Source organism: Bradyrhizobium sp. 195 (assembly GCF_023101665.1).
Classification (GTDB): Bacteria; Pseudomonadota; Alphaproteobacteria; order Rhizobiales; family Xanthobacteraceae; genus Bradyrhizobium.
Genome location: NZ_CP082161.1, coordinates 8,123,800 through 8,148,476, shown reverse-complemented (window position 1 = coordinate 8,148,476; position 24,677 = coordinate 8,123,800). Strand labels below are relative to the sequence as shown.

The window sequence follows — 24,677 nt, the reverse complement described above, 5'->3', positions numbered from 1 at the left end:
TCACTTCAGCGGCACGAAAACGTTGATCACGAGCTTGTCCTCAGCGGTCTTCAGGGGATCGGTAAGGTATTCCTCGATGAAGGTGTCCTTGGCTTCCAGTCTCTTGTCGTCGAGGTGATTGGTGATCGCCTCATAGGTGTTGTCCATGTTGTCGTAGGAACCGCGATGGACGAATTTCAGCGCCTTGCCCTCCGGCGATTTGCCGATGCTCATGTCCTTGGGCAAGCTCTTGGGATCCTGATCGACCGGGATCTCGGCCAGGAAGGTGAAGCCGGTGTCGTCGGTCGAGGTGTAAACGATCATCGAATTGCCGGCGTGCTTGATGCCCTGCTTGTCCAGCAGCGTGTTCAGCGCCTTGAAGGCGTCGACCAGCGTGTCGAAGGCCGAATCCCAATTGGCAGTGCCCTTGACCATCACGACCTTCCTGGACTCCAGCGCGGTCTCGAGGCCAAAGGGATCGGCGGTCTGCACCGGAGCGGGCGTTGCGGCCGCGGCAGGCGGCGGAGTCGCCGGGCTGGGGGAGGCGCTGGCTGCGGGCGAGGGCGACGTGGTCGGGGCAGGCGAAGCGCTAGCCGCCGGCGATGGCGCAGGTGAGGGCGTTGCCGCAGGCGCCGGTGAGGCGCTTGCGGCCGGAGCGGGGGACGCCGATGGGGCCGGCGAGGGACTTGCCGAGGCGGCCGGTGCCGGGCTCGGGGTCTGCGCCAGAGCCTCAGGCAGGCCAAGCGACAAGGCCGCTGCCGGGATCAGCGCGGCCAGAGCGAGACGACGAAACCTGAACATTTTATTCTCCCCAAGGCCTTAACCACCAAGGCCTAAATCCGTCTTTGCGCCCGGCCGCGCCCCGGCTCGCGCGAACGCGCCGTTCTAACACGCGAGCGCCAAATTCGTCCCATGACAGATGCGTCATGGCAGGCCTCCTGACAGCCCCTTGGCGACCGGTGGCAAAACACTGGCCAAGCCGGCAATGATGGCCATATAAGGCAGGCGAAATTCGGGAATTTTCATGAGCGCGCTGGCCAACCACGCATTTGCCAAGATGAACGGCATCGGCAACGAGATCGTCGTTGTCGACATGCGCGAGTCCACGGCAAAGGTGACGCCGGACGACGCGCGCGCGGTGGCGTCCGCGAACGGCGGCGTGGCCTACGACCAGCTCATGGTGCTTCAGAAGCCGCGGCTCGGCGGCACCGAGGCCTTCATCCGCATCTACAACAATGACGGCTCGGAGGCCGGCGCCTGCGGCAACGGCATGCGCTGCGTGGTCCGCCGGATCTTCGAGAAGAGCGGCCAGACCAATGCGACGTTCGAGACGGAAGCTGGGCTACTCAATGCTTGGCAGGGTCCCGCGCCGGATCTCTACACCGTCGACATGGGGGCGCCGAAGTTCGGTTGGCAGGACATTCCGCTGGCGGAAGAGTTCCGCGACACCCGCTACATCGAATTGCAGATCGGGCCGATCGACAAGCCGATCCTGCATTCGCCCTCCGTGGTGAGCATGGGCAATCCGCATGCGATCTTCTGGGTCGACGACGTCCATGCCTACGATCTCGAGCGTTTCGGTCCGCTGCTCGAAAACCATCCGATCTTCCCGGAGCGCGCCAACATCACGCTCGCCCATATCGTCGATGATAAGCACATCACGATCCGCACCTGGGAACGCGGTGCCGGCCTGACCAAGGCCTGCGGCTCGGCGGCCTGCGCCACGGCGGTTGCCGCGGCGCGCCTGAAGCGTGTCGAGCGCAATGTCGAGATCACGCTGCCCGGCGGCAAGCTCGGCATCGAATGGCGCGAGCGCGACGACCACGTGCTGATGACGGGCACAGCGACCTTCGAATATGAGGACACCTTCGATCCGGCGCTGTTCGCGCCGGTTGGCTGATGGCCGTCGACATCGTCACCTTCGGCTGCCGCCTCAATGCCTTCGAGGCCGAGGTGATCCGCCGTGAGGCCGAGGGCGCGGGCCTCGTCGACACCATCGTCATCAACAGCTGCGCCGTCACCAATGAGGCGGTGGCGCAGGCCCGGCAATCGATCCGCAAGCTGAAGCGCGAACGGCCGGGTGCGCGCATCGTCGTCACCGGTTGCGCGGCGCAGACGCAAAGCGGCATGTTCGCCGATATGACCGAGGTCGATCGCGTCGTCGGCAATGACGACAAGATGCGCAGGCAGGCCTGGCGCGAGGCCCGCGATGCGTTCGATCTCGGTACCAGCGAGAAGATCGCCGTCAGCGACATCATGGCTATCCGGGAGATGGCGCCGCATCTCATCGCCGGCTATGCGAGTGGCCTGCCGCGCGTATTCGTTCAGGTGCAGAATGGCTGCGACCATCGCTGCACCTTCTGCATCATTCCCTACGGTCGCGGCAATTCGCGCTCGGTGCCCATGGGCGCGGTGGTCGAGCAGGTGCGGACACTGGCCGAGCGCGGCCATGCCGAGATCGTGCTGACCGGCGTCGACCTCACCAGCTACGGTGCCGACCTGCCCGGCGCGCCGAAACTCGGCATGTTGACGAAGCAGATTTTGCGGCACGTGCCGGAGCTGAAGCGCCTGCGCATCTCCTCGATCGATTCGATCGAGGCGGATGACGATCTGCTCGATGCCATCGCTGATGATGCGCGGCTGATGCCGCATCTGCACCTTTCGCTGCAATCCGGCGACGACATGATTCTGAAGCGCATGAAGCGGCGGCATTCGCGGCAGGATGCGATCGCGTTCTGCGACCAGGTGCGCCGGCTGCGCCCGGACATCGCCTTCGGCGCCGACATCATCGCGGGCTTCCCGACCGAGAGCGAGGAGATGTTTTCACGCTCGCTCGATCTCGTCGAAGAATGCGGCCTGACATTCCTGCACGTCTTTCCCTACTCGCCCCGTCCCGGCACGCCGGCTGCAAAGATGCCGCAGGTTGCGGGCGGTGCGATCAAGGAACGCGCGAAGCGGCTGCGCGCGGCTGGCGAAGCGGCATTGCGGCGAAGACTGCAAGCGGAGAACGGCGCGACGCGGGATGTGTTGATCGAGAGCGAGGGGGCAGGCCGCACCCAGCACTATCTGCCGGTGGCGATTGCGGGCGAGCGGGTCGGGAGCGTGGTGCCGCTCAGAATCGCCGGCAGTGATGGTGAGCGGTTGATTGTCTAGCGCGCTGTCGTCGCCCGGCTTGACCGGGCGACCCAGTACGCGGCGGCTTCTCCGAATCTCACTGACGTCTCTGGAATACTGGATCCCCCGCTTTCGCGGAGGATGACACCGTTAGTTTGGCGAACAGTACTCGCCTACGACGCCCGCACCTGCCAGAACCGCAGCGTTCGCCGCGCATTCTCCGGCGCCATGTGCGCATAGTGACCTTGCGCGCGTGCGAGATCCGCCGGCTTCATCGCGCCGGTCGCAAAGCGGCTTTCGAGCACGGCGGTGGTGGTTTCCCAGCTGAGCTGCGCCGCCTTGCACGGCACCAGCAGGCCGTCGTCGCGCAGGCTCTGCATCAGCGGGCGAATGACTTCGACCGTCGATCCGGACAGCGCTGCCAGCGCGGCGGCGGTCTCCTCATAACGCCGTTGCCTGGCGAAGCCGAACAGCGTCGCCTCATTGAGCTGGCCGGTTGCCTTGAGCATTGCAATCGCGCGTTTGGCACCTTCGAATTCGCGGACGCCCGACATCTCGCGCTCGACGCCGACGGCGATGGCCGTGATCGCGCTCTGGATTTCCTCGAACAGATGCGGCGGCGCGCGCGACAACAGGCGGGCGCGCACGGCATCGGTCGCCGATTGCAGCAATCGGCGGCGCAGCTCCGACGGCAGGTCGACGCGGACGCCGATGCTGACGGCAAGTTCGGGGTCCGCCTCGGCTTGCCCGACCATGACGGCGAATCCGTTTCCGGAAACGCGCGCGCCGGGATTGGTGGCGAGCCGCCGGTTGACGCTGGGATAGCGGCGCGCCAGCAACGCGTCGGTGACGATCTCCTTCAGCCACCAGCGGCCAGCCATCGCAAGCAGATGCGGCTCGCCTTTGGATGATGCGATCTTCACCAGCTCGCCGTCGTCGAGGCGGGCGGATTCCTGCAGCACGGGACCGGCGATGCGGATCTCGTCATTGCTGGCGAGGCGGCGGATCACGGAGGGCGGCGCCTGCGCGATCGGCGCCAGTTGTGCGCTGATCTCGGCCAGCGCGATGCGTGCGCCCATGTCGGCAAGTGCGCGCAGCTCGATGGTGCCGATCAGGCGCTCGAGCACTTCGTCGAACAGCGCGATCTGCTCGTCGTCGAAACTGCCGGCGGAGGAGAGGAACAGATCGGTGACGCGCCGGGCGGTTTCCAGGCCCTTTTCCGCCGAGCCTGCTCGAATGGCGGATTCGACCTCGTCGATGATCGATAGCTCGGCCTTGGACATCACGCCTTGCTCGTCCTGAGCGGTTACAGAAGTTGTTCTAAGCAACCGCTATCATTAGAGGCGAGCACTGAAGGTTTGGTAAACCATGGGGGCCTCGCGGCGAGGGCAGTGGGCTCCCTCTCCCGCTTGCGGGAGAGGGCTGGGGAGAGGGTGTCTCCGCAATGGGATAACCCCCATGAGGAAAAAGCCCTCACCCGCGCCTTCGGTGCGACCTCTCCCGCAAGCGGGAGAGGTTAACACTATTCCCCGTTCCACCCGCAGGCACGGAGCTTCTCGTGCATGTGGGGCGGGGCCGGCGCGACGACGCGGATCGGCTCCTTGTTCCGGGAGATCGGCACCACGATCTCGCGGGAATGCAGGTGCAGCTTCGGCTCGCCGAAGCGCGGGCCGTTGCCGTAAATGTTATCGCCGAAGATCGGCCAGCCGGTCGCGGACGAATGCACCCGCAGCTGGTGGGTCCGCCCCGTGACCGGTTCCATGGCGAGCCAGGCAAAGCCCTCGCCCCGGCCCATCACCTTCCAGTTCGTGATCGCCTTCTGGCCCTCGGGGTCGGGCTTCTGCCACCAGCCGCGTTCGGCATTGAGCCGGCCGAGCGGCATGTCGATGGTCCCTTCGTCCTCGGTGGGGCCGCCCTCGACCACGGTCCAATAGGTCTTGCCGATCTTGCCGTGCTTGAAGAGGAGGCCGAGCGAGGCCGTCGCCTTGCGATGGCGGCCGAGCACGAGGCAGCCGGAGGTGTCCTTGTCCAGCCGGTGGGCCAGCACCGGCGGCCGCGGCAGGCCGAAACATAGCGCGCCGAAGGAGTCCTCCAGATTGGCGCCGCCCTTGGGGCCGCGATGCACCGGCAGGCCGGACGGCTTGTCGATGATCAGCATCAAGCCGTCGCGATGGAGCACGCGGGCCAGGATCTCATCGGCTGTCAATTCGGGAACATCGAGCAATTGCAGGACCTTCGGGTCAAGTCTTTCGTTTAACAGCGGGAACGGCTAACACACCGCCACCATGAACGATACCACGTCAGATCCCCCCAAGCTGAGCTGGTGGCGCCGCCTGTCCAACGGGCTGAAGCGCACCTCGTCCTCGCTCGGGACCGCGGTCGCCGACCTCGTCACCAAGCGCAAGCTCGACCGCGCCATGCTCGATGACATCGAGGATGTGCTGCTGCGCGCCGATCTCGGCACTTCCGTCGCGGTCCGGATTGCCGATGCGGTCGGCACCGGCCGCTACGACAAGGCGATCTCGGCGGACGAGGTGAAGGATGTCGTCGCGACCGAGGTCGAGAAGGTGCTGGCGCCGGTGGCGAGGCCGCTGGAAATCGACACGGCCAGGAAGCCGTTCGTGATTCTGGTGGTCGGGGTCAACGGCTCCGGCAAGACCACCACGATCGGCAAGCTCTCGCAAAAATTCGCATCCGAAGGCCGCAAGGTGATGCTGGCCGCCGGCGACACGTTTCGCGCAGCCGCGATCGAGCAGCTGAAGGTCTGGGGCGAACGCACGAAGACACCGGTCATCGCCGGGGCGCAGGGCTCGGATTCGGCGAGCCTCGCCTTCAACGCGCTGACCGCGGCGAAGGAACAGAGCGTCGACGTGCTCCTGATCGACACCGCCGGTCGCTTGCAAAACAAGGCCGAGCTGATGAACGAGCTCGAAAAGGTCGTGCGCGTGATCCGCAAGGTGGATGACACTGCGCCGCATGCCGTGCTGCTGGTGCTCGACGCCACCGTCGGCCAGAATGCGCTGTCGCAGGTCGAGGCCTTCCATCGCACCGCGGGGGTCACCGGCCTCGTGATGACCAAGCTCGACGGCACCGCGCGCGGCGGCATTCTGGTGGCGCTCGCGGAGAAATTCAAACTGCCGGTGCATTTCATCGGCGTCGGCGAAGGCGTCGACGATCTCGCGCCGTTCACCGCGCGCGACTTCGCCCGCGCCATCGCTGGAATCGAGTCATAGGTTTCTTTTGTCATGCCCCGCGTAGGCGGGGCATCCAGTACGCCGCGCCGCCAGTTATCGATCGAGGCGCCTCGGAATACTGGATCACCCGCCTTCGCGGGTGATGACAGCAACGAAGGTCAGGTAATGGACAAGACCCAGCCGCATCCGCTGTTCAAGCTGGCGACCGAGCTCGGTCCGCTGCTCGTGTTCTTCTTCGTCAATGCCAAGTTCAATCTGTTCGCGGCCACCGGCGCCTTCATGGTCGCGATCGTGGCGGCGATGGTCGCGTCCTATGTGGTGACGCGTCACATCCCGATCATGGCGATCGTCACAGGCGTGATCGTGCTGGTGTTCGGCACGCTGACGCTGGTGTTGCACGATGAGACCTTCATCAAGGTCAAGCCGACCATCATCTACGGCCTGTTCGCCGCGATCCTCGGCGGTGGCCTTTTGTTCGGCCGCTCCTTCATCGCCGTGATGTTCGACCAGATGTTCAATTTGACGCCGCAGGGCTGGCGCATCCTCACGCTGCGCTGGGCGCTGTTCTTCGCCGGCATGGCCATCCTGAACGAGATCGTCTGGCGCACCCAAAGCACGGACTTCTGGGTCAACTTCAAGGTGTTCGGCGTGACCCCGATCACGATGATCTTCGCCATCGCCCAGATGCCGCTGACCAAGCGCTATCACCTCGAGCCGGTGTCGCTGGAGGCAAGCGAGGCCGAAGCGGGCGATGTCAGGAAGGGGTAGCGAAGCGTTCGCCCCACATACCGCTGTCATGCCCCGGCTTGACCGGGGCATCCAGTACGCCGCGGCCTCTCCGTAAACGATTGACGTCTCTGGAATACTGGATCGCCCGATCAAGTCGGGCGATGACAGTTGAGTGTGCGGCACGAGAGCGGCAATCAGCTTCCCGCCTTCAACGCCTTCTCCATCTGCGGCAACAACACCGTCCGCAGATTGTCCGGCGTGACCGGGCCGACCAGCTTGTAGACGATGGTGCCTTCGCGCCCGACGACGAAGGTCTCGGGAACGCCGTAGACGCCCCATTCGATCGAGGCACGGCCGTTGGCGTCCACGCCAACGCGGCCGAACGGGTTGCCGTAGCGGCCGAGGAAGCGGCGCGCATTGTCGGCCGCGTCCTTGTAATTGATGCCGACCAGCTGGAAGCGCTTGTCTTTTGCCAGTTCGGTCAGGAGCGGTGCTTCGTCATGACAAGGCACGCACCAGGACGCCCAGACATTGACGAGGCTGACCTTGCCCTTGAAGGCGGCAGGATCGAGCCCCGGCACCGGCGCGTTGTCAGCCTGCAATCCCTCGAGCGGCGGCAGCACGGTCTGCGGCGCGGGGCGGCCGATCAGCGCGGAGGGAATCCGCGAGGGATCGCCGCTGCCGAGCCGGAACCAGAACAGCATCGCAAGGCCAATGAAGGCAATCAGCGGCAGCACCATCAGGAAGGTGCGGCGCTGCGGCGGTGCGGAGGTCGATTGTTCGCTCATGACGCGTCCATGGCGCCGCGGCCGGAGCGGCGGGTGATGCCGCTGCGGTCGAGCTCGCGCAGGCGCTGCGTCTGGTTGCGATGGTCGAGCACGATCCAGCCGATCAGGATCGCGACCACGACGGCCGCTGCGGCATAGGACGTCACGATGAAGGATGCATAAGGACCGAGCGACATCATCCTGCGGCCCCAACTTCTTTCGACGCGTTTTGTCCGCGCGAACCGGTGCCCGCTTCGCTCGAGAACGCGACACGGCTCGCCTGCATCATCTGCAGGGAACGGACGCGGCGGCGCAGGATCTCGTTGCGCATCGCCGCCAGGTGCAGCGTGACGAACAGCAGCGTGAATGCGATCGCCATCACCAGCAGCGGAATCAGGAACGATTTGTCCAGCGCCGAGCCGCCCATGCGCATCACCGAGGCCGGCTGGTGCAGCGTGTTCCACCAGTCGACCGAGAACTTGATGATCGGCAGGTTGATCGCGCCGACCAGGGTCAGCACGGCGGCGGCGCGCGCCGCGCGCGAGGGATCGTCGACTGCGCGCCACAGCGCCATCAGGCCGAGATACATCAGGAACAGGATCAGCACCGAGGTGAGCCGCGCATCCCATTCCCAATAGGTGCCCCACATCGGCCGGCCCCACAGCGAGCCCGTGAGCAGCGCGAGGAAGGTGAAGGAGGCGCCGATCGGCGCTGCGGCTTTGGCGGCAACGTCCGCCAGCGGATGACGCCACACCAGCGTGCCCAGGGAGGCGATGCTCATCACGCCCCAGACGAACATCGACAGCCAGGCATTGGGCACGTGGATGAACATGATCTTGACGGTCGCGCCCTGCTGATAGTCGTCCGGCGCGTTTGCGGATTGGTAGAGGCCGATCGCGAGCAGGATGATTGTCGCGGCCGCGAGCCACGGCAACACCCGCGCTGTCAGCGCGAGGAACCGGGTCGGGTTGGCGAGGTCGATCAGTGACATGGTACCGTGATAATCATCGGTGGCCGCTCAGGCAATCAGCACGAAAGCGAGGGACGAAAGTTGATCGGGGTCAAGGTCAGTCGAGCCCATCTCAATCGCGCCCATCTCAGTCAAGTCCATGCCGCAAGCTCGCTGCGGCTGCGAAGGGGCCGACCACGAGGCTGACCAGGGACAGCGCGCACAAGATCGAGAACGGCGCGCCGAACGTCATGGGACCGACGATCACGGCCTGCGAGGCCGCCACGCCGAAAATCAGGACGGGAATCGACAGCGGCAGCACCAGCACCGCCATCAGCAGTCCGCCGCGGTGCAGTGTCACCGCCAGCGCCGCGCCGATCATGCCGGTAAACGTCAGGGCCGGGGTGCCCGCCAGCAGCGTCAGCGCCACCGCCCCGGTCGCAACCATGTCGAGGTTGAGCAAGAGGCCGAGCACGGGGGTTGCGACAATCAGCGGCAGGCCAGCGGCCAGCCAATGCGCCAGCGCCTTGGCGGCGCAGGCGAGTTCCAGCGGCGTCCGGCTCATCGTGATCAGGTCGAGCGAGCCGTCCTCGTGGTCGGCCATGAACAGCCGGTCGAGGGTGAGCAGGCTCGCCAGCAGCGCGCCGAGCCAGAGAATGGCCGGCCCCAGCCGCGACAGGAGCGCCAGATCCGGCCCGACCGCGAACGGCATCAGCACCACCACGGTCAGGAAGAACAGCACGCCGATCAGCGCGCCGCCACCAACGCGGAGCGCGATCCGGATGTCCCGGCGAATGAGGGCGGACAGGGCGGTCATGGGATGGCCCTTTCGCGCTCCAACGGCGGTGCGCTCCCTCCCCCGCGTGCGGGGGAGGGTTGGGGAGAGGGTGTCTCGACAACGAAGATTCCCCCAGAGGAGAGAACCCTAACCCGGCGCTGCGCGCCGACCTCTCCCGCAAGCGGGAGAGGCGAGGGAGTCTGCGGCAATGGCTGCTTCCTGGGTGCGAGAGCGGAGCTTTGCCGTTCGAAAAACTGAGGGTCCCTCCGCCTCATGTCATTTCCCCGATCCGCAACTCCCGCGATTCGATCCCTAGCGGCGCATGGGTCGCCGCGATGATCAGGCCACCGTGCGCCAAATGCTGGCGCATCAAGCCGCCGAACATGTCCTGGCCAGCGGTGTCGAGCGCGTTGGTTGGCTCGTCCAGCAGCCAGACCGGGCGGCGGACGGTCAACAGACGAGCCAGCGATAGCCGGCGGCGCTGGCCGGCGGACAGGAAGCCGGCGGGCAGATGGGTGGCATGGTCGAGCCCGACGGTGGCGAGACTTTCGGCCGCGTCCAGGCGCTCGCCGCCGAGAAAATCGGCCCAGAATGCCAGATTTTCCGCCACGCTGAGCGCCGGCTTCAGGGCATCGCGATGGCCGAGATAGTGGCACTGCTCGGGCAGCGTCAGCTCGCCATCGCCGCCCTCCAGCGCGATCCTGCCTCCCGCCGGCACCAGCAGGCCCGCGATCAGCCGCAGCAGCGAGGTCTTGCCCGATCCGTTGCGCCCGACGACGGCCACGGCTTCGCCAGCGACAGCCTCGAAATCGAGCCCGGCAAACACCTCGCGGCCGCCGCGCACGCAGGCGACCCCGTGTCCGGAGAGCTGCATCTCGCCTCGTTTCAAGTCACTCAAAGCCGGGCCTCAGGAAAACTTGGGGTAGCGCATGGGAATTTTTGGCTCGCGATTGCTGCGGCACGATTGTGGCTGTGGCGGTGCGGTTAGAAAGCTTCTATAAGCCCGGAACTACTTGATGCAGCAACTCAACCTGCCCCTGCAAGCGGCCCAGCCTGATACGCTGACGGTGTTAAGATACCCTGCCGGGTATAACTAACCATTGGGATTTCCTACATGACCTCGCTCGACAGCTTCAAATGCAAAAAGACCCTCAAGGTCGGCGCCAAGACCTATGTCTATTACAGCCTGCCCACGGCCGAGAAGAATGGTCTGAAGGGAATTTCCAAACTTCCCTATTCGATGAAGGTGCTGCTCGAGAATCTGCTGCGCAACGAGGACGGGCGTTCGGTCAAGAAAGAGGACATCGTCGCCGTCTCGAAATGGCTGCGCAAGAAATCGCTGGAGCATGAGATCGCTTTCCGCCCGGCGCGCGTGCTGATGCAGGACTTCACCGGCGTGCCCGCGGTGGTGGACCTTGCCGCGATGCGCAACGCGATGCAGAAGCTCGGCGGCGATGCCGAGAAGATCAATCCGCTGGTACCGGTCGATCTCGTCATCGACCACTCCGTGATCGTGAACTTCTTCGGTGACAACAAGGCTTTCGGCAAGAACGTCGCCGAGGAATACAAGCAGAACCAGGAACGCTACGAGTTCCTGAAGTGGGGCCAGAAGGCGTTCACAAACTTCTCCGTCGTGCCGCCCGGTACCGGCATCTGCCACCAGGTCAATCTCGAATATCTCTCCCAGACGGTCTGGACCAAGAAGGAGAAGATGACGGTCGGCAAGAAGACCGGCACCTTCGAGGTCGCATACCCTGACTCGCTGGTCGGTACCGATTCCCACACCACCATGGTCAACGGTCTCGCCGTGCTCGGCTGGGGCGTCGGCGGCATCGAGGCGGAAGCCTGCATGCTCGGCCAGCCGCTGTCGATGCTGCTGCCCAACGTCGTCGGCTTCAAGCTGAAGGGCGCAATGAAGGAAGGCGTCACCGCGACCGACCTCGTGCTGACCGTGACGCAGATGCTGCGCAAGCTCGGCGTCGTCGGCAAGTTCGTCGAATTCTTCGGCCCCGGCCTCGACAATCTCTCCGTTGCCGACAAGGCCACCATCGCCAACATGGCGCCCGAATACGGCGCGACCTGCGGCTTCTTCCCGGTCGATGCCGCCGCGATCGATTATCTCAAGACGTCGGGGCGCGCCGCGCCGCGCGTTGCGCTGGTGCAGGCCTACGCCAAGGCGCAAGGGCTGTTCCGCACTGCCAAGTCGGCCGATCCGGTGTTCACGGAAACGCTGACGCTCGATCTCGCCGACGTCGTGCCGTCGATGGCCGGTCCGAAACGCCCCGAAGGCCGCATCGCGCTGCCGTCGGTTGCCGAAGGCTTCTCGCTTGCGCTCGGCACCGAGTACAAGAAGGCCGAAGAGCCGGCGAAGCGCTTTGCCGTCGAAGGCAAGAACTTCGAGATCGGTCATGGCGACGTCGTGATCGCCGCCATCACCTCCTGCACCAACACCTCGAACCCGAGCGTCTTGATCGGCGCCGGTCTGCTGGCTCGTAATGCCGCCGCGAAGGGCCTGAAAGCAAAACCGTGGGTGAAGACCTCGCTCGCCCCGGGCAGCCAGGTCGTCGCGGGCTATCTCGCCGATTCCGGTCTGCAGAAGGATCTCGACAAGGTCGGCTTCAACCTGGTCGGCTTCGGCTGCACCACCTGCATCGGCAATTCCGGTCCGCTGCCTGAGGAGATCTCGAAGTCCATCAACGACAACGGCATCGTCGCGGCTGCCGTGCTCTCCGGCAACCGCAATTTCGAAGGCCGTGTCTCGCCGGACGTGCAGGCGAACTATCTAGCTTCGCCGCCGCTGGTCGTCGCCCACGCGCTCGCGGGCAGCGTCACCAAGAACCTCGCGGTCGAGCCGCTCGGCGAGGGCAAGGACGGCAAGCCGGTGTACCTCAAGGACATCTGGCCGACGACGAAGGAGATCAACGCCTTCATGAAGAAGTTCGTGACCGCGTCGATCTTCAAGAAGAAGTATGCCGACGTGTTCAAGGGCGATACCAACTGGCGCAAGATCAAGACGGTCGAGAGCGAGACCTATCGCTGGAACATGTCTTCGACCTACGTGCAGAACCCGCCCTATTTCGACGGCATGAAGAAGGAGCCGGAGCCGGTCACCGACATCGTCGAGGCGCGCATCCTCGCCATGTTCGGCGACAAGATCACCACCGACCACATCTCGCCGGCCGGCTCGATCAAGCTTACCTCGCCCGCCGGAAAATATCTCAGCGAGCACCAGGTGCGTCCGGCCGACTTCAACCAGTACGGCACGCGCCGCGGCAACCATGAAGTGATGATGCGCGGCACCTTCGCCAACATCCGCATCAAGAACTTCATGCTCAAGGGCGCCGACGGCAACATTCCGGAAGGCGGTCTCACCAAGCACTGGCCCGACGGCGAGCAGATGTCGATCTACGACGCCGCGATGAAGTACCAGCAGGAGCAGGTGCCGCTGGTGGTGTTCGCCGGTGCCGAATACGGCAACGGCTCCTCGCGCGACTGGGCTGCCAAGGGCACGCGTCTGCTCGGCGTGCGCGCCGTGATCTGCCAGAGCTTCGAGCGCATCCACCGCTCCAACCTGGTCGGCATGGGCGTGCTGCCGCTGACGTTCGAGGAGGGTACCTCCTGGTCGTCGCTCGGCCTCAAGGGCGACGAGAAGGTCACGCTGCGCGGTCTCGTCGGCGAACTGAAGCCCCGCCAGAAGCTGACCGCGGAGATCGTCTCCGGCGACGGCTCGTTGCAGCGCGTTTCGCTGCTTTGCCGCATCGATACGCTGGACGAGCTCGACTACTACCGGAACGGCGGCATTCTGCACTACGTGCTGCGCAAGCTCGCGGCCTAAAGCATGATCCGGAAAAGTGCGCAGCGGTTTTCCGGAAAGATCATGCTCGAACAACAGCGCAAAGCGCGCTTACCGCGCTTTCGCGCGCGAATTTGTGAACGGTGGCTCACCGCGACGTGAGTAGAAGGTTAAACGAAGGCGGCCTATCACAAGGCCGCCTTCGTGCGTTTGCGGCATGCTTTAGATGGGCCCGCCCGGCGGAAACCTCCCTTTGGACGGTCTGCCTGGGCGGTCGAGTGTGCCGCGCCCCGTAAGACTACGGTGACCGTCCGGCGATAAGATCTCCCTTCCCACGAGCAATGGTGTGCGGCGTTCGACATGACAACAATGACGGCTTCTCATCTGGTTTCACGTTGGTCCGGTGCCCTCTGGTCGGGCGCTATCGGCATCTGTGCGATCGTCGCTGTCATCCGTCCTGCGCAGGCTGATCCCCGCGCCGTTGTCGAATTGTTTACCTCGCAGGGCTGTTCCTCATGTCCGCCCGCGGACCAGATCATCGGCGATCTCTCCAAAGACCCGTCGATCATCGCGCTGAGCATGCCGATCGATTATTGGGACTATCTGGGTTGGAAGGACACGCTGGCGGATTCGCGCTTCTCTGCACGCCAGCGTGCCTATTCGCGCATGCGCGGCGACCGCGAGGTCTATACGCCGCAGGTCGTGGTCAACGGCTCGACTCACGTCATCGGCAGCGACCGTACCGGCATCGAGAATGCCATCGGCAAGACCGACAAAGGCGCCGGCGTGATGAGCGTGCCGGTGACGATGTCGCTCGCGGGCAAGCAGATCAACGTGTCGGTGGCCGCGAGCAACGAGCCCGCAGCCTCGCATGGCGAGGTCTGGATCTGCTCGATCGCCAAGTCGGTGCCGATCGCGATCTCCCGCGGCGAGAATCGCGGGCAGCAGGTCACCTATCACAACGTGGTGCGCAACCTGCTCAAGGTCGGTGACTGGACCGGGCGTTCGGAAAGCTGGACGGTGCCGATCGAGAACCTCACGCGCGACGGCGTCGACGGCGCGGTGGTCTATGTCCAGGACGGCAGCCGAGAGAAGCCCGGCCCGATGCTGGGCGCGGCGTACACGTCGCTGCACTGATTCGAATTTCTCTAGCGCTACGCTCGTACTAACTCCTCATGGAGAGAGCGCGCGCAGGAGCGCGCTCCTCAAGATGAGGAGAGCGAGTCTTCGCGCGGATGTTTGGTGAGAAGATCGGTCGCGGCCGGAAACATTCCGACACAAACAAAAAAGGACCAACTTGCGTTGGCCCTCCTTGTTGCGCGTACAGACCCGATCCTGTTCGACCCCGGGGGGCTGGGGGCTGAGGAATCCGGAACCGAAAGGACCGGGTCAACGCACGTGAGTCTTTTCGCAATGCAGGGCGGCAGTCGCTGGGCGGAAAAGCGGCGAGAGTATGATTCCTGCTAACGATCCCGTGACGGTTTGCCGCGAGGAAGTTCCACTCCTGCGTGTGCGCTCATTCCGATAAGTTGAGTAGCGAGTTCCATCAAGAGCCTTGCAGCGGGGAACGGTTGGCGCAATCATATCACTGTCATGATCTGCGGTTCCGGGGACGGTTTTCGCGGACGCGATCATGTCGTGCGACGAGGAGGCGCGCTTCCCATGAGTCTGTCGGAGGATGCTGATCCGAGCGAGCAGCGCGCGGCGGCGCGTCCCGCCGCAGCCAGCGCCCAGCAGTCGAACCGGGTGACCTTCAACCGGCTCGAGCTGCACCGCATTCTCAATCTTTACGGCCGCATGGTCGCCGACGGCGAGTGGCGCGATTATGCCATCGACTTCCTCAGGGATCGCGCCGTGTTCTCGGTCTATCGCCGTGCCTCGGAAGTGCCGATCTATCGCATCGAGAAGGATCCGCGGCTGGCGCGCAAGCAGGGCATGTACAGCGTGATCTCGGCGACGGGCTTGATCCTGCGCCGCGGCCACGAGCTGGAGCGCGTGCTGCTGGTGATCGATCGGAAACTGGCGGTGGTCTAGCCACACGTCCGGTGCCGTAGGGTGGGCAAAGGCGCACCGCGCCGTGCCCACGTCCTTTCTCGATCGCCGTAAATCGTGGGCACGCTCCGCTTTGCCCACCCTATGAGACCTACTTCCCCGGCACGCTCCTCGCGCCCTCGCCGAGGTCGCGCTGCATCATCACCGTGTCGAGCCAGCGGCCGAATTTCAGCCCGACATTGGGATGGGTGCCGATCATCTTGAAGCCGCCTTTGGTGTGCACGCCGATCGAGCCGGCATTGGCGGAATCGCCGATCACCGCGATCATCTGGCGGAAGCCGCGCGCCTCGCATTCGGTGATCAGCCGGTCCAGCAGCAACGAGCCGACGCCGCGACGGTGGAAGGAGGGGTCGAGATAGATCGAGTTCTCGACCGTGAAGCGATAGGCCGGCCGCGGCCGGTAGGCGCCGGCATAGGCATAGCCCGCGACGCGGCCGTCGAGGATGGCGACGAAATAGGGATAGCCGCCGTCGACCAGCGCGCGATAGCGGCGCGTCATCTCCGAGAGTTCAGGCGGCTCCAACTCGAACGTCGCGGTGCCCTCGCGGACGGCCTGCTGGTAGATGGCGGTGATGGCGGGAAGGTCGGCCTCGGTGGCGGGCCTGATTTCAGGTGCGGACATGGAAAGAAGACTAAAGCCTTCCCGCGATGGCTGGAAGGGGCACCGCTGCATCCCCGTACGCCGTCATTGCGAGGAGCTCTTGCGACGAAGCAATCCAGGCTGCCTCCGCGGAGAGATTCCTGGATTGCTTCGCTCCGCTCGCAATGACCGGGAAAGACCGTCCTCGTAGCCCGGATGGAGCGCAGCGAAATCCGGGGTAGGTTCATCCGCGGGCTCGACTTTCCCGGATGCGCTACGCTCCATCCGGGCTACGCGCGCACGGCGCTTTCCCGGCCCAAACAAAAACCCCGGCCTTTCGGCCGGGGTTCATGTCGTTCACTCGGTTGAGCGCTTAGTCGCGCTGGCCGAGGAGCTGCAGCAGCAGCGTGAACAGGTTGATGAAGTTCAGGTACAGCGACAGCGCGCCGGTGATGGCCGCACGCTCCGCGATCTCACCGCCGGCCGAGGCGTAGCCGTAGATGTAGTCGTTCTTCAGTCGCTGGGTGTCCCAGGCGGTGAGGCCCGCGAACACCAGCACGCCGACCACCGACACGATGAACTGCAGCAACGAGCTCGCCAGGAACAGGTTCACCAGGCTCGCGATGATGATGCCGATCAGGCCCATGAACAGGAACGAGCCCATCCCGGTCAGGTCACGCTTGGTGGTGTAGCCGTAGAGGCTGAGCGCGCCGAAGGTCGCCGCGGTGATGAAGAACACCCGAACGATCGAGGTGTGCGTGAACACCAGGAAGATCGACGACAGCGAGATGCCCATCAGCGCCGCGAATACCCAGAACAGGATCTGGGCGGTCGAGGGCGCGAGACGGTTGATGCCCGCCGAGATCACGAACACCATGGCGAGCGGCGCGAGCATGAACAGCCACTTCAGCGGGCTGACGAACATCGCGTAGCCGAACGGCGTCAGGAACAGCTTGCCGACGCGGACGGCGTCCGCGGTCGGCACGTCTGTTACGGCAGCCATGTAGACGCCGAGCGCGGCAAGGCCGGTGATGGCCAGGCCAATGCTCATGTAGTTGTAGATGCGCAGCATATAGGCGCGCAGGCCGGCATCGACCGTCGCGGCGTCAACACGCCCGGCGGCCCTGCCGAAAGGAGAAGCGTAGTTACGGTCTAGGTCCGACATGGTCGAATTCCCGTTGGTTGGTCCGGTCCGGCATGAGGGTCGCCACGCCGCCGGTTCGTCAAATTCTATCTCGGATACCGATGCCAACCGACTAAATTTTGGCTAACAATCGGGGCTCCGAACCCATTCGATATGTGGGAAACTAACACATTCGCTGCAACCTTCCACGCGCGGCTGAATGTCGCCCTTGGCGGCGATCCTGACGCGAGCCTGACAAGCGATGTGGTTAATTGCGGAAACCGGGGGGATTCCGCCCGGCTTGATCCTCCGCTTCAATTTGTCACAAATTCCGCAACACCGTGGCGGGCTTTTTGTTCAACGCCAGCAGCGTGCCGGCAAGCCCGAGCCCGACCGTGACGACCAGGGCGGCCGCCACCACGCCCGCCGCGCTGCCGGCCTGCCAGACGAAGCTCAGCGTCATCAGCCGCGTCACGATCATCCAGGCCGCGATGCTGCCGGAGATCACGCCGAACAATGCGGTGGCGAGCCCGATCAGGAGATATTCGAGCGCATAGGCGCCCAGCAGCCGCAGCCGCGTCGCGCCCAGCGTCTTCAGGATCACCGCATCGTAGACCCGGTGGCGATGGCCGGCGGCGAGCGCCCCGCCCAGCACCAGGATCGCCGAGATCAAGGTCACGGCGCTGGCGCCGCGAATGGCCAGCGCCAGATTGGTCACCACCGAGCCGACCGTCTCCATCACCTCGCGTACGCGCACGCTCGTCACCATCGGGTAGGCGTCGGCGACCTGCTTGATGATCTTGCCGTCGCCTGCCGCATTTCCGCCCGCTTCCGTCAGCGTCGCGATGTGGGTGTGCGGCGCGCCCTTGAAGGCGTTCGGCGAGAACACGAGAACGAAGTTGATGCCGAGTCCCTGCCAGTCGATGGTGCGCAGATTGCCGATTCTAGCCGGAATGTCGCGGCCGAGCACATTGACCACGACTTCGTCGCCGAGCTTGAGGCCTAATCCGTCGGCGATCTTCTTCTCCATCGAGACCAGCGGCGGGCCGGAATAGTCCGCGCTCCACCATTCGCCCTCGACCACCTTGGAACCCTTCGGTAGCTCGCCGGTATAGGTCAGGCCGCGGTCGCTCTGCAGCACCCATTCGGAATCGGTGGTCGGCTTGAGCTCCTCGGCGCGAACGCCGCGCGCCGCGACGATGCGTCCGCGCAGCATCGGCACGTCCTCGACCTTCGCACCCGGCGCGATCTGGCGCAGATAGAGGTCGAACTGCTCGGCTTGCGTGCTCGGAATGTCGATGAAGAAGAACGACGGCGCCTGATCGGGAAGCGCCGCGAGGAATTGCCGGCGCAGATTGCCGTCGATCTGGGTGATGGTGACGAGCACGGCGAGCCCGAGCCCCAGCGACAGCACGACGGACGGCGTCAGCGCACCCGGCCGGTGGATGTTGGCGATCGCAAGCCGCAGCATCGGCAGCCGTGTCCGCGGCAGCCGCCGCGCGGTTGCCATCAGCAGGGCGGCAATGCCGCGCAGCAGGGCGAACACGACGACCGAGGAGGCCACGAACACCGCCGCGATGCGCTTGTCGAACGACAGCCCGATCACGACCGCGATCAGCAGCGCGATCACGACGCCCATGAACACGAGATAGCCCAAGCGCGGCCGGTGCCATTCCGAGCTGATGGTGTCCCGGAACAGCGCGGCCACCGGCACGTCGTGGACACGCCCGAGCGGCCACAGGCCGAAAGCGAGCGCGGTCAGGAGGCCATAGACGAAGGACAGCGCGAGCTCGTCGGCATGCACGGCCGGCACCACCGGCAGCGGCAAGAGCTTGCCGAACAGGCCGACGATGGCGAAGGGCATGGCGGCGCCGAGCGCAAGGCCGATTATCGAGCCGATGCCCGCCAGCAGAAGAACCTGCGCGAGATAGATGCCGAACACGTCGCGCCCGGTGGCGCCGACGGCCTTGAGGGCAGCGATCACTTCGAGCCGACGGTCGATATGGCTCTTCACGGCATTGGCCACGCCGACACCGCCGACCAGCAGCGCGGCGAGGCCGACCAGGGTCAGGAACTGGGTGAATCGGTTGATGTTGCGCTCGAGCTGCGGCGAGGCGTTGGAGCGGCTGCGGATCTCCCAGCCGGCCTGCGGCGCCGCGTTGCGTGCATCCGCGATGAAGGCTTCGGTGGCGCGCTCGTTGTTCGCAGCATCCGGCAGCTTCACCCGATAGACCCAGCGCACCAGGCTGCCGGGCTGGATCAGGCCAGTGGCCCGCAGGCCCGCCTCGCTGATCAGGAAGCGCGGGCCGAAGCCGATGCCGCCGGCGAGCTTGTCGGGCTCGGTCTCGACCGTGCTGCGGATCTGGAAGGTCGCAGCGCCGATGGTGACGCGATCGCCGGTCTTCAGCGACAGCCGCGCCAGCAGCGTCGGATCGGCGGCGGCGCCGAACGCGCCGTCACGTTCCGCAAGCAGATCGGGCATCGCCAGCTGCGGCGCAAGCTTCAGCTGGCCGAGCATCGGATAGGTGTCGTCGACCGCCTTCATCTCGACCAAAGCGAGCTGGCCGTCGGCCGCGCGCGCCATGCCGCGCAAGGTGGCGGCGGTCGAGACGTTGCCGCGCGAGCGCAGGAAGGCGACCTCTTCAGGTTTCGCTTCGCGCTGGAACAGCACGAAGGAGACGTCGCCACCGAGCAGCGTGCGGCCCTCGCGGGCAAGGCCGTCGGAGAGGCTCGCAGATACCGAGCCGACGCCGGCGATTGCCATCACGCCGAGCGCGATGCAGGCGATGAAGACGTAGAAGCCGCGCAAGCCCCCGCGCAATTCGCGCAGCGCGTAACGCAGCGACAGCGCGACGCCGCCGGGTTTCGCCGAGGGTTCGGCTGCCGCGCTCATGCCGGCGCCGACTGCGTGTCGATGCGCCCGGAGCGCAGGCGGATCACGCGATCGCAGCGTTGCGCGAGCGAGGAATCGTGCGTGACCAGCACCAGCGTCATGCCGCGCTCGGAATGCTTGCTGAACAGGAGATCGACGATCTGCTTCCCCGTGGCCTCATCCAGATTGCCGGTCGGCTCGTCGGCAACGAGGATGGCGGGATCGGGCGCCAGCGCACGGGCGAGCGCCACGCGCTGCTGCTCGCCGCCGGAGAGCTGCGTCGGATAGTGATGCAGGCGATCGCCAAGTCCGACCGATTGCAGCTCCTGCGCCGCGCGCCTTGCGGCGTCCGGATTGCCGGCGAGCTCGAGCGGCACGGCGACGTTTTCCAGCGCCGTCATGGTCGGGATCAGATGGAAGGACTGGAAGACGATGCCGACCTGGCGGCCGCGGAAGCGGGCCAGCGCGTCCTCGTCGAGGGCATTGAAAGGCGTACCTGAGACCACCACCTCTCCGCTATCAGGACGCTCCAGCCCCGCCATCACCATCAGCAGCGTGGATTTGCCCGAGCCTGACGGGCCGATCAGGCCGATCGTCTCGCCCGAGGCGACCCGCAAGCTGATATCCTTGAGGATGTGAACGCGTGCCGCGCCAGTACCCAATGAGAGATTGACGTTGGAGATGGCGATGGTGTCCGCGGCAGCGGCGAGCGAAGAGGTTTCGATGCGAGTGTCCATGGTCCGGTCATATGGCAACTCCGATAGCGCGGTCGAGAGGCGTTACGGATTGTTCATGCACATAGCCGTGTTGATGCTCGCTTTGATGACGATTGCGACAAGCGTGTCGGCACAAGCACAGCCGGCCGCCAAGCCGATCAAGCTGGTGGTTCTCGGTGATTCCTTGAGTGCCGGTCTCGGCCTCGCGGCCCAGGAGGCGTTCCCCCAAAAACTTCAAAAAGCCTTAGAGGCCAAAGGCATAGCGGTTGACATGACCAATGCCGGGGTGTCCGGCGACACCACCTCCGGCGGCCGCGACCGGCTCGACTGGTCGGTGCCGGACGGAACCGAGGGCGTCATCGTCGAGCTCGGCGCCAACGATGCGCTGCGCGGCATCGATCCCGATTTGACGCGCGCCGCGCTCACCGACATCATCCAGCGGCTCAAGGCGCGCAAGATTCCGGTTATGCTGTGCGGCATGCTGGCGCCACCGAATTACGGCGCCGATTATGCCGCGCGCTTCAATTCGATTTATCCGGAGCTTGCGAAGAAATTCGACGTGCCGCTCTATCCGTTCTTCCTCGACGCCGTCGCCGCCGATGCCAAGCTCAACCAGGCCGACGGCATTCATCCGACCGCGGCCGGCGTCGACATCATCGTCGGCAACATCATGCCCACGGTGGAGGCATTCATTGGCACGATCGCTGGGCAGCGGCGTTGAATGCAGGCAGGGCGATCCGTAATTCCCAGGGATTTACCGGGGGTGGGGCGTGCGATGCTTCGCAGAGTCACACAACTGCGATAGGAATCAAGGTACCGGTGATTCGTCACCGGCTCTAATTTGGATATGATCCTGCTCAGGGATTGTACCCAAGCATCGGGAGTGCGAAACGATGCCGCGTTTGTTCACTGGTCTGGAAATTCCGGCCGAGATCGGCCAGTCGCTTTCCAACTTGCGGGGTGGCCTTCCCGGCGCCCGGTGGATCGATCCCGAAAATTATCACGTCACGTTGCGCTTCATCGGCGATATCGACGGCCTGTCCGCCAACGAGATCGCCTCGATGCTGTTTCGGGTCGACCGCAAGCCGTTCGAGGTGAAGGTGCAGGGTTTGCAGAGTTTCGGCGGACGCAAGCCGCGCGCGGTGGTCGCAACCATCGCGCCTAGCAAGCCGCTGATGGAATTGCAGGCCGAGCTCGAGCGCATGATGCAGCGGATCGGCCTCAACCCGGAGGGGCGCAAGTTCATTCCGCACGTCACGCTGGCCCGGTTGCACGACGCCACCGACCGCGACGTCGCCGACTATCTCTCGCTGCGCGGCTACTTCCCGAGCAAGGCGTTCATGGCCGAACGTTTTGTGCTGTTCTCATCGCGGGCCTCGACGGGCGGCGGGCCGTATGTGGTCGAGGACGCGTACGAGCTGTGTGAGTAGCGCCGCTCTCGTACCCGGACGCGGCGCAGCGCGTTAGCGAGGCGCCGCTGAGCCCGGGGGCCCATCGTTCCACGATCGATGTACGAAACAGCGGGTCCCCGCTCTGCGAAGCAGCGTTGCACGCTGCAGCGCGTCCGGGACACGAAGGCGCATACCCCGCCCACCAATTCACGGCTTGCAATTTCCGCCGGTCTCTGGCGGTAAGGGGCCATGCTCTCGACCCCCAGTTCCCCATTCAGCGAAGCCTATCAGGCCGAGATCGCCTCCGGCGCGATCGAGCCGGATGCCGCGCAGGCCGAGGTCGCCGAGGCCTATGCGGCGCTCGACCAGCGCCTCGCTGCTTACAAGCCGCTGCGCAAGCAGGGTCTGCTCAGCCGCCTGTTCAGCAGCGACAAGGACGAGGCGCCGCGCGGGCTCTACATCCACGGCGAGGTCGGCCGCGGCAAGACGATGCTGATGGATTTGTTCTTCCAGCACTCATCCGTCGAGCACAAGCGGCGCGCGCATTTCCACGAATTCATGGCCGACGTGCATGAGCGCATCTACGATTATCGCCAGGGCATCGCGCGCGGCGAGATCGCCGACGGCGACGTCATCGCGCTGACCGCGAATGCGATCTTCGAGGAGAGCTGGCTGCTCTGCTTCGACGAATTCCACGTCACCGATATCGCGGATGCGATGATCCTGGGACGCCTATTCGCCAAATTGTTCGAGCTCGGCACCGTCGTGGTCGCGACCTCCAACGTTGCCCCCGACGATCTCTACAAGGGCGGCCTCAACCGGTCGCTGTTCCTGCCCTTCATCAAGAACATCACCGACCGCATGGACGTCGCGCGGCTCGACGCGCGCACCGACTTCCGGCTTGAGAAGCTCCAGGGCGTGCCGATGTGGCTGACGCCGGCGAATAGCGATGCGGATGCCGCGCTCGACCGCGCCTGGTCGCGGATGTCGGGCGGCGCCAAATGCAGGTCGCGCGATATTTCGATCAAGGGCCGCATCCTGCACGTGCCGTGCTCGGCTCACGGCGTGGCGCGGTTTTCGTTCGCCGACCTCTGCGAGAAGCCGCTCGGCGCATCCGATTACCTCAGGCTGGCGCACGACTATCACACCATCCTGGTCGACCATATTCCAGTGATGGATCTCTCCCAGCGCAATGCCGCCAAGCGCTTCATCACGCTGATCGACGCGCTCTATGACAATGCCGTGAAGCTGATGGCGTCGGCCGACGCCAACCCGATCTCGCTCTACCTCGCCCATGAGGGCAACGAGGCCATGGAGTTCAGGCGGACGGCATCGCGCCTGATCGAGATGAGCTCGGAATCCTATCTGGCGCTGGCTCACGGCCGCAAGGATTCCACCGCCAGCGGCTCCACCAAAGGCCTGGTGGAGACTTAAGTCCTATTTGTCAGCGCTGTCATTTTCCCGGGCGCGACGCGCCACAATTTTCTGCTGCCCGATGGATTCCGGGCCTGCGCCTGTCGGCGCATCCCGGAATGACGGACCCGGTATGGCTGCTCTTGCGGCAAGCCTGACAAATGGGCATCCGGCGACTTGAACGGGGGAAGCGAAAGGGATAACCACCCTCTCAGTTTTCCCCTCCTTACGTGTCTAAAGGACAGGCTCACATGGCGCGCGACAAGATTGCTTTGATTGGCTCCGGTCAGATCGGTGGAACGCTGGCTCACCTCATCGGCCTGAAAGAACTGGGCGATGTCGTGATGTTCGACATCGCCGAGGGCGTGCCGCAGGGCAAGGCGCTCGACATCGCGCAGTCGTCGCCGGTCGACGGTTTTGACGCGCATTATACCGGCGCCAATTCCTACGAGGCGCTCGACAATGCCAAGGTCTGCATCGTCACCGCCGGCGTGCCGCGCAAGCCTGGCATGAGCCGCGACGACCTCCTCTCCATCAACCTCAAGGTCATGGAGCAGGTCGGTGCCGGCATCAAGAAGTACGCGCCCGACGCCTTCGTCATCTGCATCACCAACCCGCTCGACGCGATGGTCTGGGCGCTGCAGAAGGCTTCTGGCCTGCCGCACAAGAAGGTCGTCGGCATGGCCGGCGTGCTGGATTCGGCCCGCTTCCGCTACTTCCTCGCCGATGAGTTCAACGTCTCGGTCGAAGACGTCACCGCCTTCGTGCTCGGCGGCCATGGCGACACCATGGTGCCGCTGGTGAAGTACTCCACCGTCGCCGGCATTCCGCTGCCCGACCTCGTCAAGATGGGCTGGACCTCGCAGGCGCGCCTCGACGAGATCGTCGACCGCACCCGCAACGGCGGCGCCGAGATCGTCAACCTGCTCAAGACCGGCTCGGCCTTCTACGCGCCGGCCGCGTCCGCGATCGCGATGGCCGAGAGCTATCTGCGTGACAAGAAGCGCGTGCTGCCCTCGGCCGCGTACCTCAACGGCGAATACGGCGTGAAGGACATGTATGTCGGCGTGCCCGTCGTGATCGGCTCCAAGGGCGTCGAGCGCGTCGTCGAGATCGAGCTCGCCGGCAAGGACCGCGAAGCCTTCGACAAGTCGGTCGGCGCGGTGCAGGGCCTGGTCGACGCCTGCAAGAAGATCGCCCCCGATCTTCTCGGCCGCTAAGGTCAAA

At 64.9% G+C, this 24,677-nt stretch carries 23 protein-coding genes; 11 read left to right on the top strand and 12 right to left on the bottom strand.

All coding sequences use genetic code 11. The features are described 5' to 3' along the window. Complete coding sequence (locus tag IVB26_RS37935) at nucleotides 1-780, bottom strand: GyrI-like domain-containing protein (RefSeq protein WP_247969939.1); 780 nt, start codon at nucleotides 778-780, stop codon at nucleotides 1-3. Between the two features lie 223 nt (nucleotides 781-1,003). Here IVB26_RS37935 and dapF point away from each other — a divergent pair, with 223 nt between their 5' ends. Both dapF and mtaB read left to right on the top strand, forming a co-directional pair. Next, nucleotides 1,004-1,879, top strand: coding sequence for a diaminopimelate epimerase (dapF, locus tag IVB26_RS37930; protein WP_247969938.1), 876 nt, complete (start codon nucleotides 1,004-1,006; stop codon nucleotides 1,877-1,879). After that, entirely contained in the window at nucleotides 1,879-3,132 is a 1,254-nt protein-coding gene (mtaB, locus tag IVB26_RS37925) for a tRNA (N(6)-L-threonylcarbamoyladenosine(37)-C(2))-methylthiotransferase MtaB (RefSeq protein WP_247969937.1), read from the top strand. The genes dapF and mtaB overlap by 1 nt, the downstream gene beginning before the upstream one ends. 134 nt (nucleotides 3,133-3,266) lie before the next feature. On the opposite strand, the gene IVB26_RS37920 is transcribed toward mtaB, so the two are convergent. Continuing rightward, complete coding sequence (locus IVB26_RS37920; protein ID WP_247969936.1) at nucleotides 3,267-4,376, bottom strand: DUF2336 domain-containing protein; 1,110 nt, start codon at nucleotides 4,374-4,376, stop codon at nucleotides 3,267-3,269. A gap of 239 nt (nucleotides 4,377-4,615) precedes the next feature. Beyond that, a complete protein-coding gene (locus IVB26_RS37915) occupies nucleotides 4,616-5,317 on the bottom strand; it encodes an RluA family pseudouridine synthase (RefSeq protein WP_247969935.1) in 702 nt (233 codons plus the stop codon). Nucleotides 5,318-5,378: 61 nt separating this feature from the next. Here IVB26_RS37915 and ftsY point away from each other — a divergent pair, with 61 nt between their 5' ends. Both ftsY and IVB26_RS37905 read left to right on the top strand, forming a co-directional pair. Next, nucleotides 5,379-6,326: a signal recognition particle-docking protein FtsY gene (ftsY, locus tag IVB26_RS37910; protein ID WP_247969934.1), complete on the top strand. Its 948-nt coding sequence runs from the start codon at nucleotides 5,379-5,381 to the stop codon at nucleotides 6,324-6,326. A 126-nt stretch (nucleotides 6,327-6,452) separates the two neighbouring features. Further along, a complete protein-coding gene (locus IVB26_RS37905) occupies nucleotides 6,453-7,055 on the top strand; it encodes a septation protein A (RefSeq protein WP_247969933.1) in 603 nt (200 codons plus the stop codon). A 155-nt stretch (nucleotides 7,056-7,210) separates the two neighbouring features. On the opposite strand, the gene IVB26_RS37900 is transcribed toward IVB26_RS37905, so the two are convergent. The 5 genes from IVB26_RS37900 to ccmA all read right to left on the bottom strand — a co-directional run bounded on the left by IVB26_RS37900 (nucleotide 7,211) and on the right by ccmA (nucleotide 10,384). After that, entirely contained in the window at nucleotides 7,211-7,804 is a 594-nt protein-coding gene (locus IVB26_RS37900) for a DsbE family thiol:disulfide interchange protein (protein ID WP_247969932.1), read from the bottom strand. After that, entirely contained in the window at nucleotides 7,801-7,983 is a 183-nt protein-coding gene (gene ccmD, locus IVB26_RS37895) for a heme exporter protein CcmD (protein ID WP_247969931.1), read from the bottom strand. Before ccmD ends, IVB26_RS37900 begins: the two co-directional genes overlap by 4 nt. After that, complete coding sequence (locus IVB26_RS37890) at nucleotides 7,980-8,774, bottom strand: heme ABC transporter permease (RefSeq protein WP_247969930.1); 795 nt, start codon at nucleotides 8,772-8,774, stop codon at nucleotides 7,980-7,982. The genes ccmD and IVB26_RS37890 overlap by 4 nt, the downstream gene beginning before the upstream one ends. 106 nt (nucleotides 8,775-8,880) lie before the next feature. Further along, the gene (gene ccmB, locus IVB26_RS37885) at nucleotides 8,881-9,549 is read right to left on the bottom strand and encodes a heme exporter protein CcmB (protein ID WP_061880182.1); all 669 of its coding nucleotides are present in this window, start codon (nucleotides 9,547-9,549) and stop codon (nucleotides 8,881-8,883) included. Between the two features lie 232 nt (nucleotides 9,550-9,781). Next, entirely contained in the window at nucleotides 9,782-10,384 is a 603-nt protein-coding gene (gene ccmA / locus IVB26_RS37880) for a heme ABC exporter ATP-binding protein CcmA (protein WP_247969929.1), read from the bottom strand. A 240-nt stretch (nucleotides 10,385-10,624) separates the two neighbouring features. Between ccmA and acnA the strand changes: the two genes are divergently transcribed. The 3 genes from acnA (at nucleotide 10,625) to IVB26_RS37865 (ending at nucleotide 15,337) form a co-directional block, all read left to right on the top strand. Beyond that, nucleotides 10,625-13,345, top strand: coding sequence for an aconitate hydratase AcnA (gene acnA / locus IVB26_RS37875; protein WP_247969928.1), 2,721 nt, complete (start codon nucleotides 10,625-10,627; stop codon nucleotides 13,343-13,345). Nucleotides 13,346-13,663: 318 nt separating this feature from the next. Continuing rightward, the gene (locus IVB26_RS37870; RefSeq protein ID WP_247969927.1) at nucleotides 13,664-14,440 is read left to right on the top strand and encodes a DUF1223 domain-containing protein; all 777 of its coding nucleotides are present in this window, start codon (nucleotides 13,664-13,666) and stop codon (nucleotides 14,438-14,440) included. Between the two features lie 525 nt (nucleotides 14,441-14,965). Beyond that, nucleotides 14,966-15,337 carry a DUF2794 domain-containing protein gene (locus IVB26_RS37865; RefSeq protein WP_247969926.1) on the top strand — a complete coding sequence of 124 codons (372 nt, stop codon included), beginning with the start codon at nucleotides 14,966-14,968 and terminating at the stop codon, nucleotides 15,335-15,337. 109 nt (nucleotides 15,338-15,446) lie between these two features. On the opposite strand, the gene IVB26_RS37860 is transcribed toward IVB26_RS37865, so the two are convergent. From IVB26_RS37860 to IVB26_RS37845, 4 genes are all read right to left on the bottom strand, one after another. Further along, entirely contained in the window at nucleotides 15,447-15,977 is a 531-nt protein-coding gene (locus tag IVB26_RS37860; protein WP_247969925.1) for a GNAT family N-acetyltransferase, read from the bottom strand. Between the two features lie 331 nt (nucleotides 15,978-16,308). Beyond that, nucleotides 16,309-17,100 carry a Bax inhibitor-1/YccA family protein gene (locus IVB26_RS37855; protein ID WP_247969924.1) on the bottom strand — a complete coding sequence of 264 codons (792 nt, stop codon included), beginning with the start codon at nucleotides 17,098-17,100 and terminating at the stop codon, nucleotides 16,309-16,311. A gap of 280 nt (nucleotides 17,101-17,380) precedes the next feature. Further along, nucleotides 17,381-19,951, bottom strand: coding sequence for an ABC transporter permease (locus tag IVB26_RS37850; RefSeq protein ID WP_247969923.1), 2,571 nt, complete (start codon nucleotides 19,949-19,951; stop codon nucleotides 17,381-17,383). Then, nucleotides 19,948-20,667 carry an ABC transporter ATP-binding protein gene (locus IVB26_RS37845; RefSeq protein WP_247969922.1) on the bottom strand — a complete coding sequence of 240 codons (720 nt, stop codon included), beginning with the start codon at nucleotides 20,665-20,667 and terminating at the stop codon, nucleotides 19,948-19,950. Before IVB26_RS37845 ends, IVB26_RS37850 begins: the two co-directional genes overlap by 4 nt. 55 nt (nucleotides 20,668-20,722) lie before the next feature. On the opposite strand from IVB26_RS37845, the gene IVB26_RS37840 reads away from it, so the two are divergent. The 4 genes from IVB26_RS37840 to mdh all read left to right on the top strand — a co-directional run bounded on the left by IVB26_RS37840 (nucleotide 20,723) and on the right by mdh (nucleotide 24,670). Continuing rightward, nucleotides 20,723-21,367, top strand: coding sequence for an arylesterase (locus tag IVB26_RS37840; protein ID WP_247973373.1), 645 nt, complete (start codon nucleotides 20,723-20,725; stop codon nucleotides 21,365-21,367). A 172-nt stretch (nucleotides 21,368-21,539) separates the two neighbouring features. Beyond that, nucleotides 21,540-22,076, top strand: coding sequence for an RNA 2',3'-cyclic phosphodiesterase (gene thpR / locus IVB26_RS37835; protein WP_247969921.1), 537 nt, complete (start codon nucleotides 21,540-21,542; stop codon nucleotides 22,074-22,076). Nucleotides 22,077-22,286: 210 nt separating this feature from the next. Then, nucleotides 22,287-23,471 carry a cell division protein ZapE gene (zapE, locus tag IVB26_RS37830; RefSeq protein ID WP_247969920.1) on the top strand — a complete coding sequence of 395 codons (1,185 nt, stop codon included), beginning with the start codon at nucleotides 22,287-22,289 and terminating at the stop codon, nucleotides 23,469-23,471. Nucleotides 23,472-23,701: 230 nt separating this feature from the next. After that, nucleotides 23,702-24,670 carry a malate dehydrogenase gene (gene mdh, locus IVB26_RS37825; protein ID WP_008145224.1) on the top strand — a complete coding sequence of 323 codons (969 nt, stop codon included), beginning with the start codon at nucleotides 23,702-23,704 and terminating at the stop codon, nucleotides 24,668-24,670. The last annotated feature ends 7 nt before the right edge of the window (nucleotides 24,671-24,677 follow it).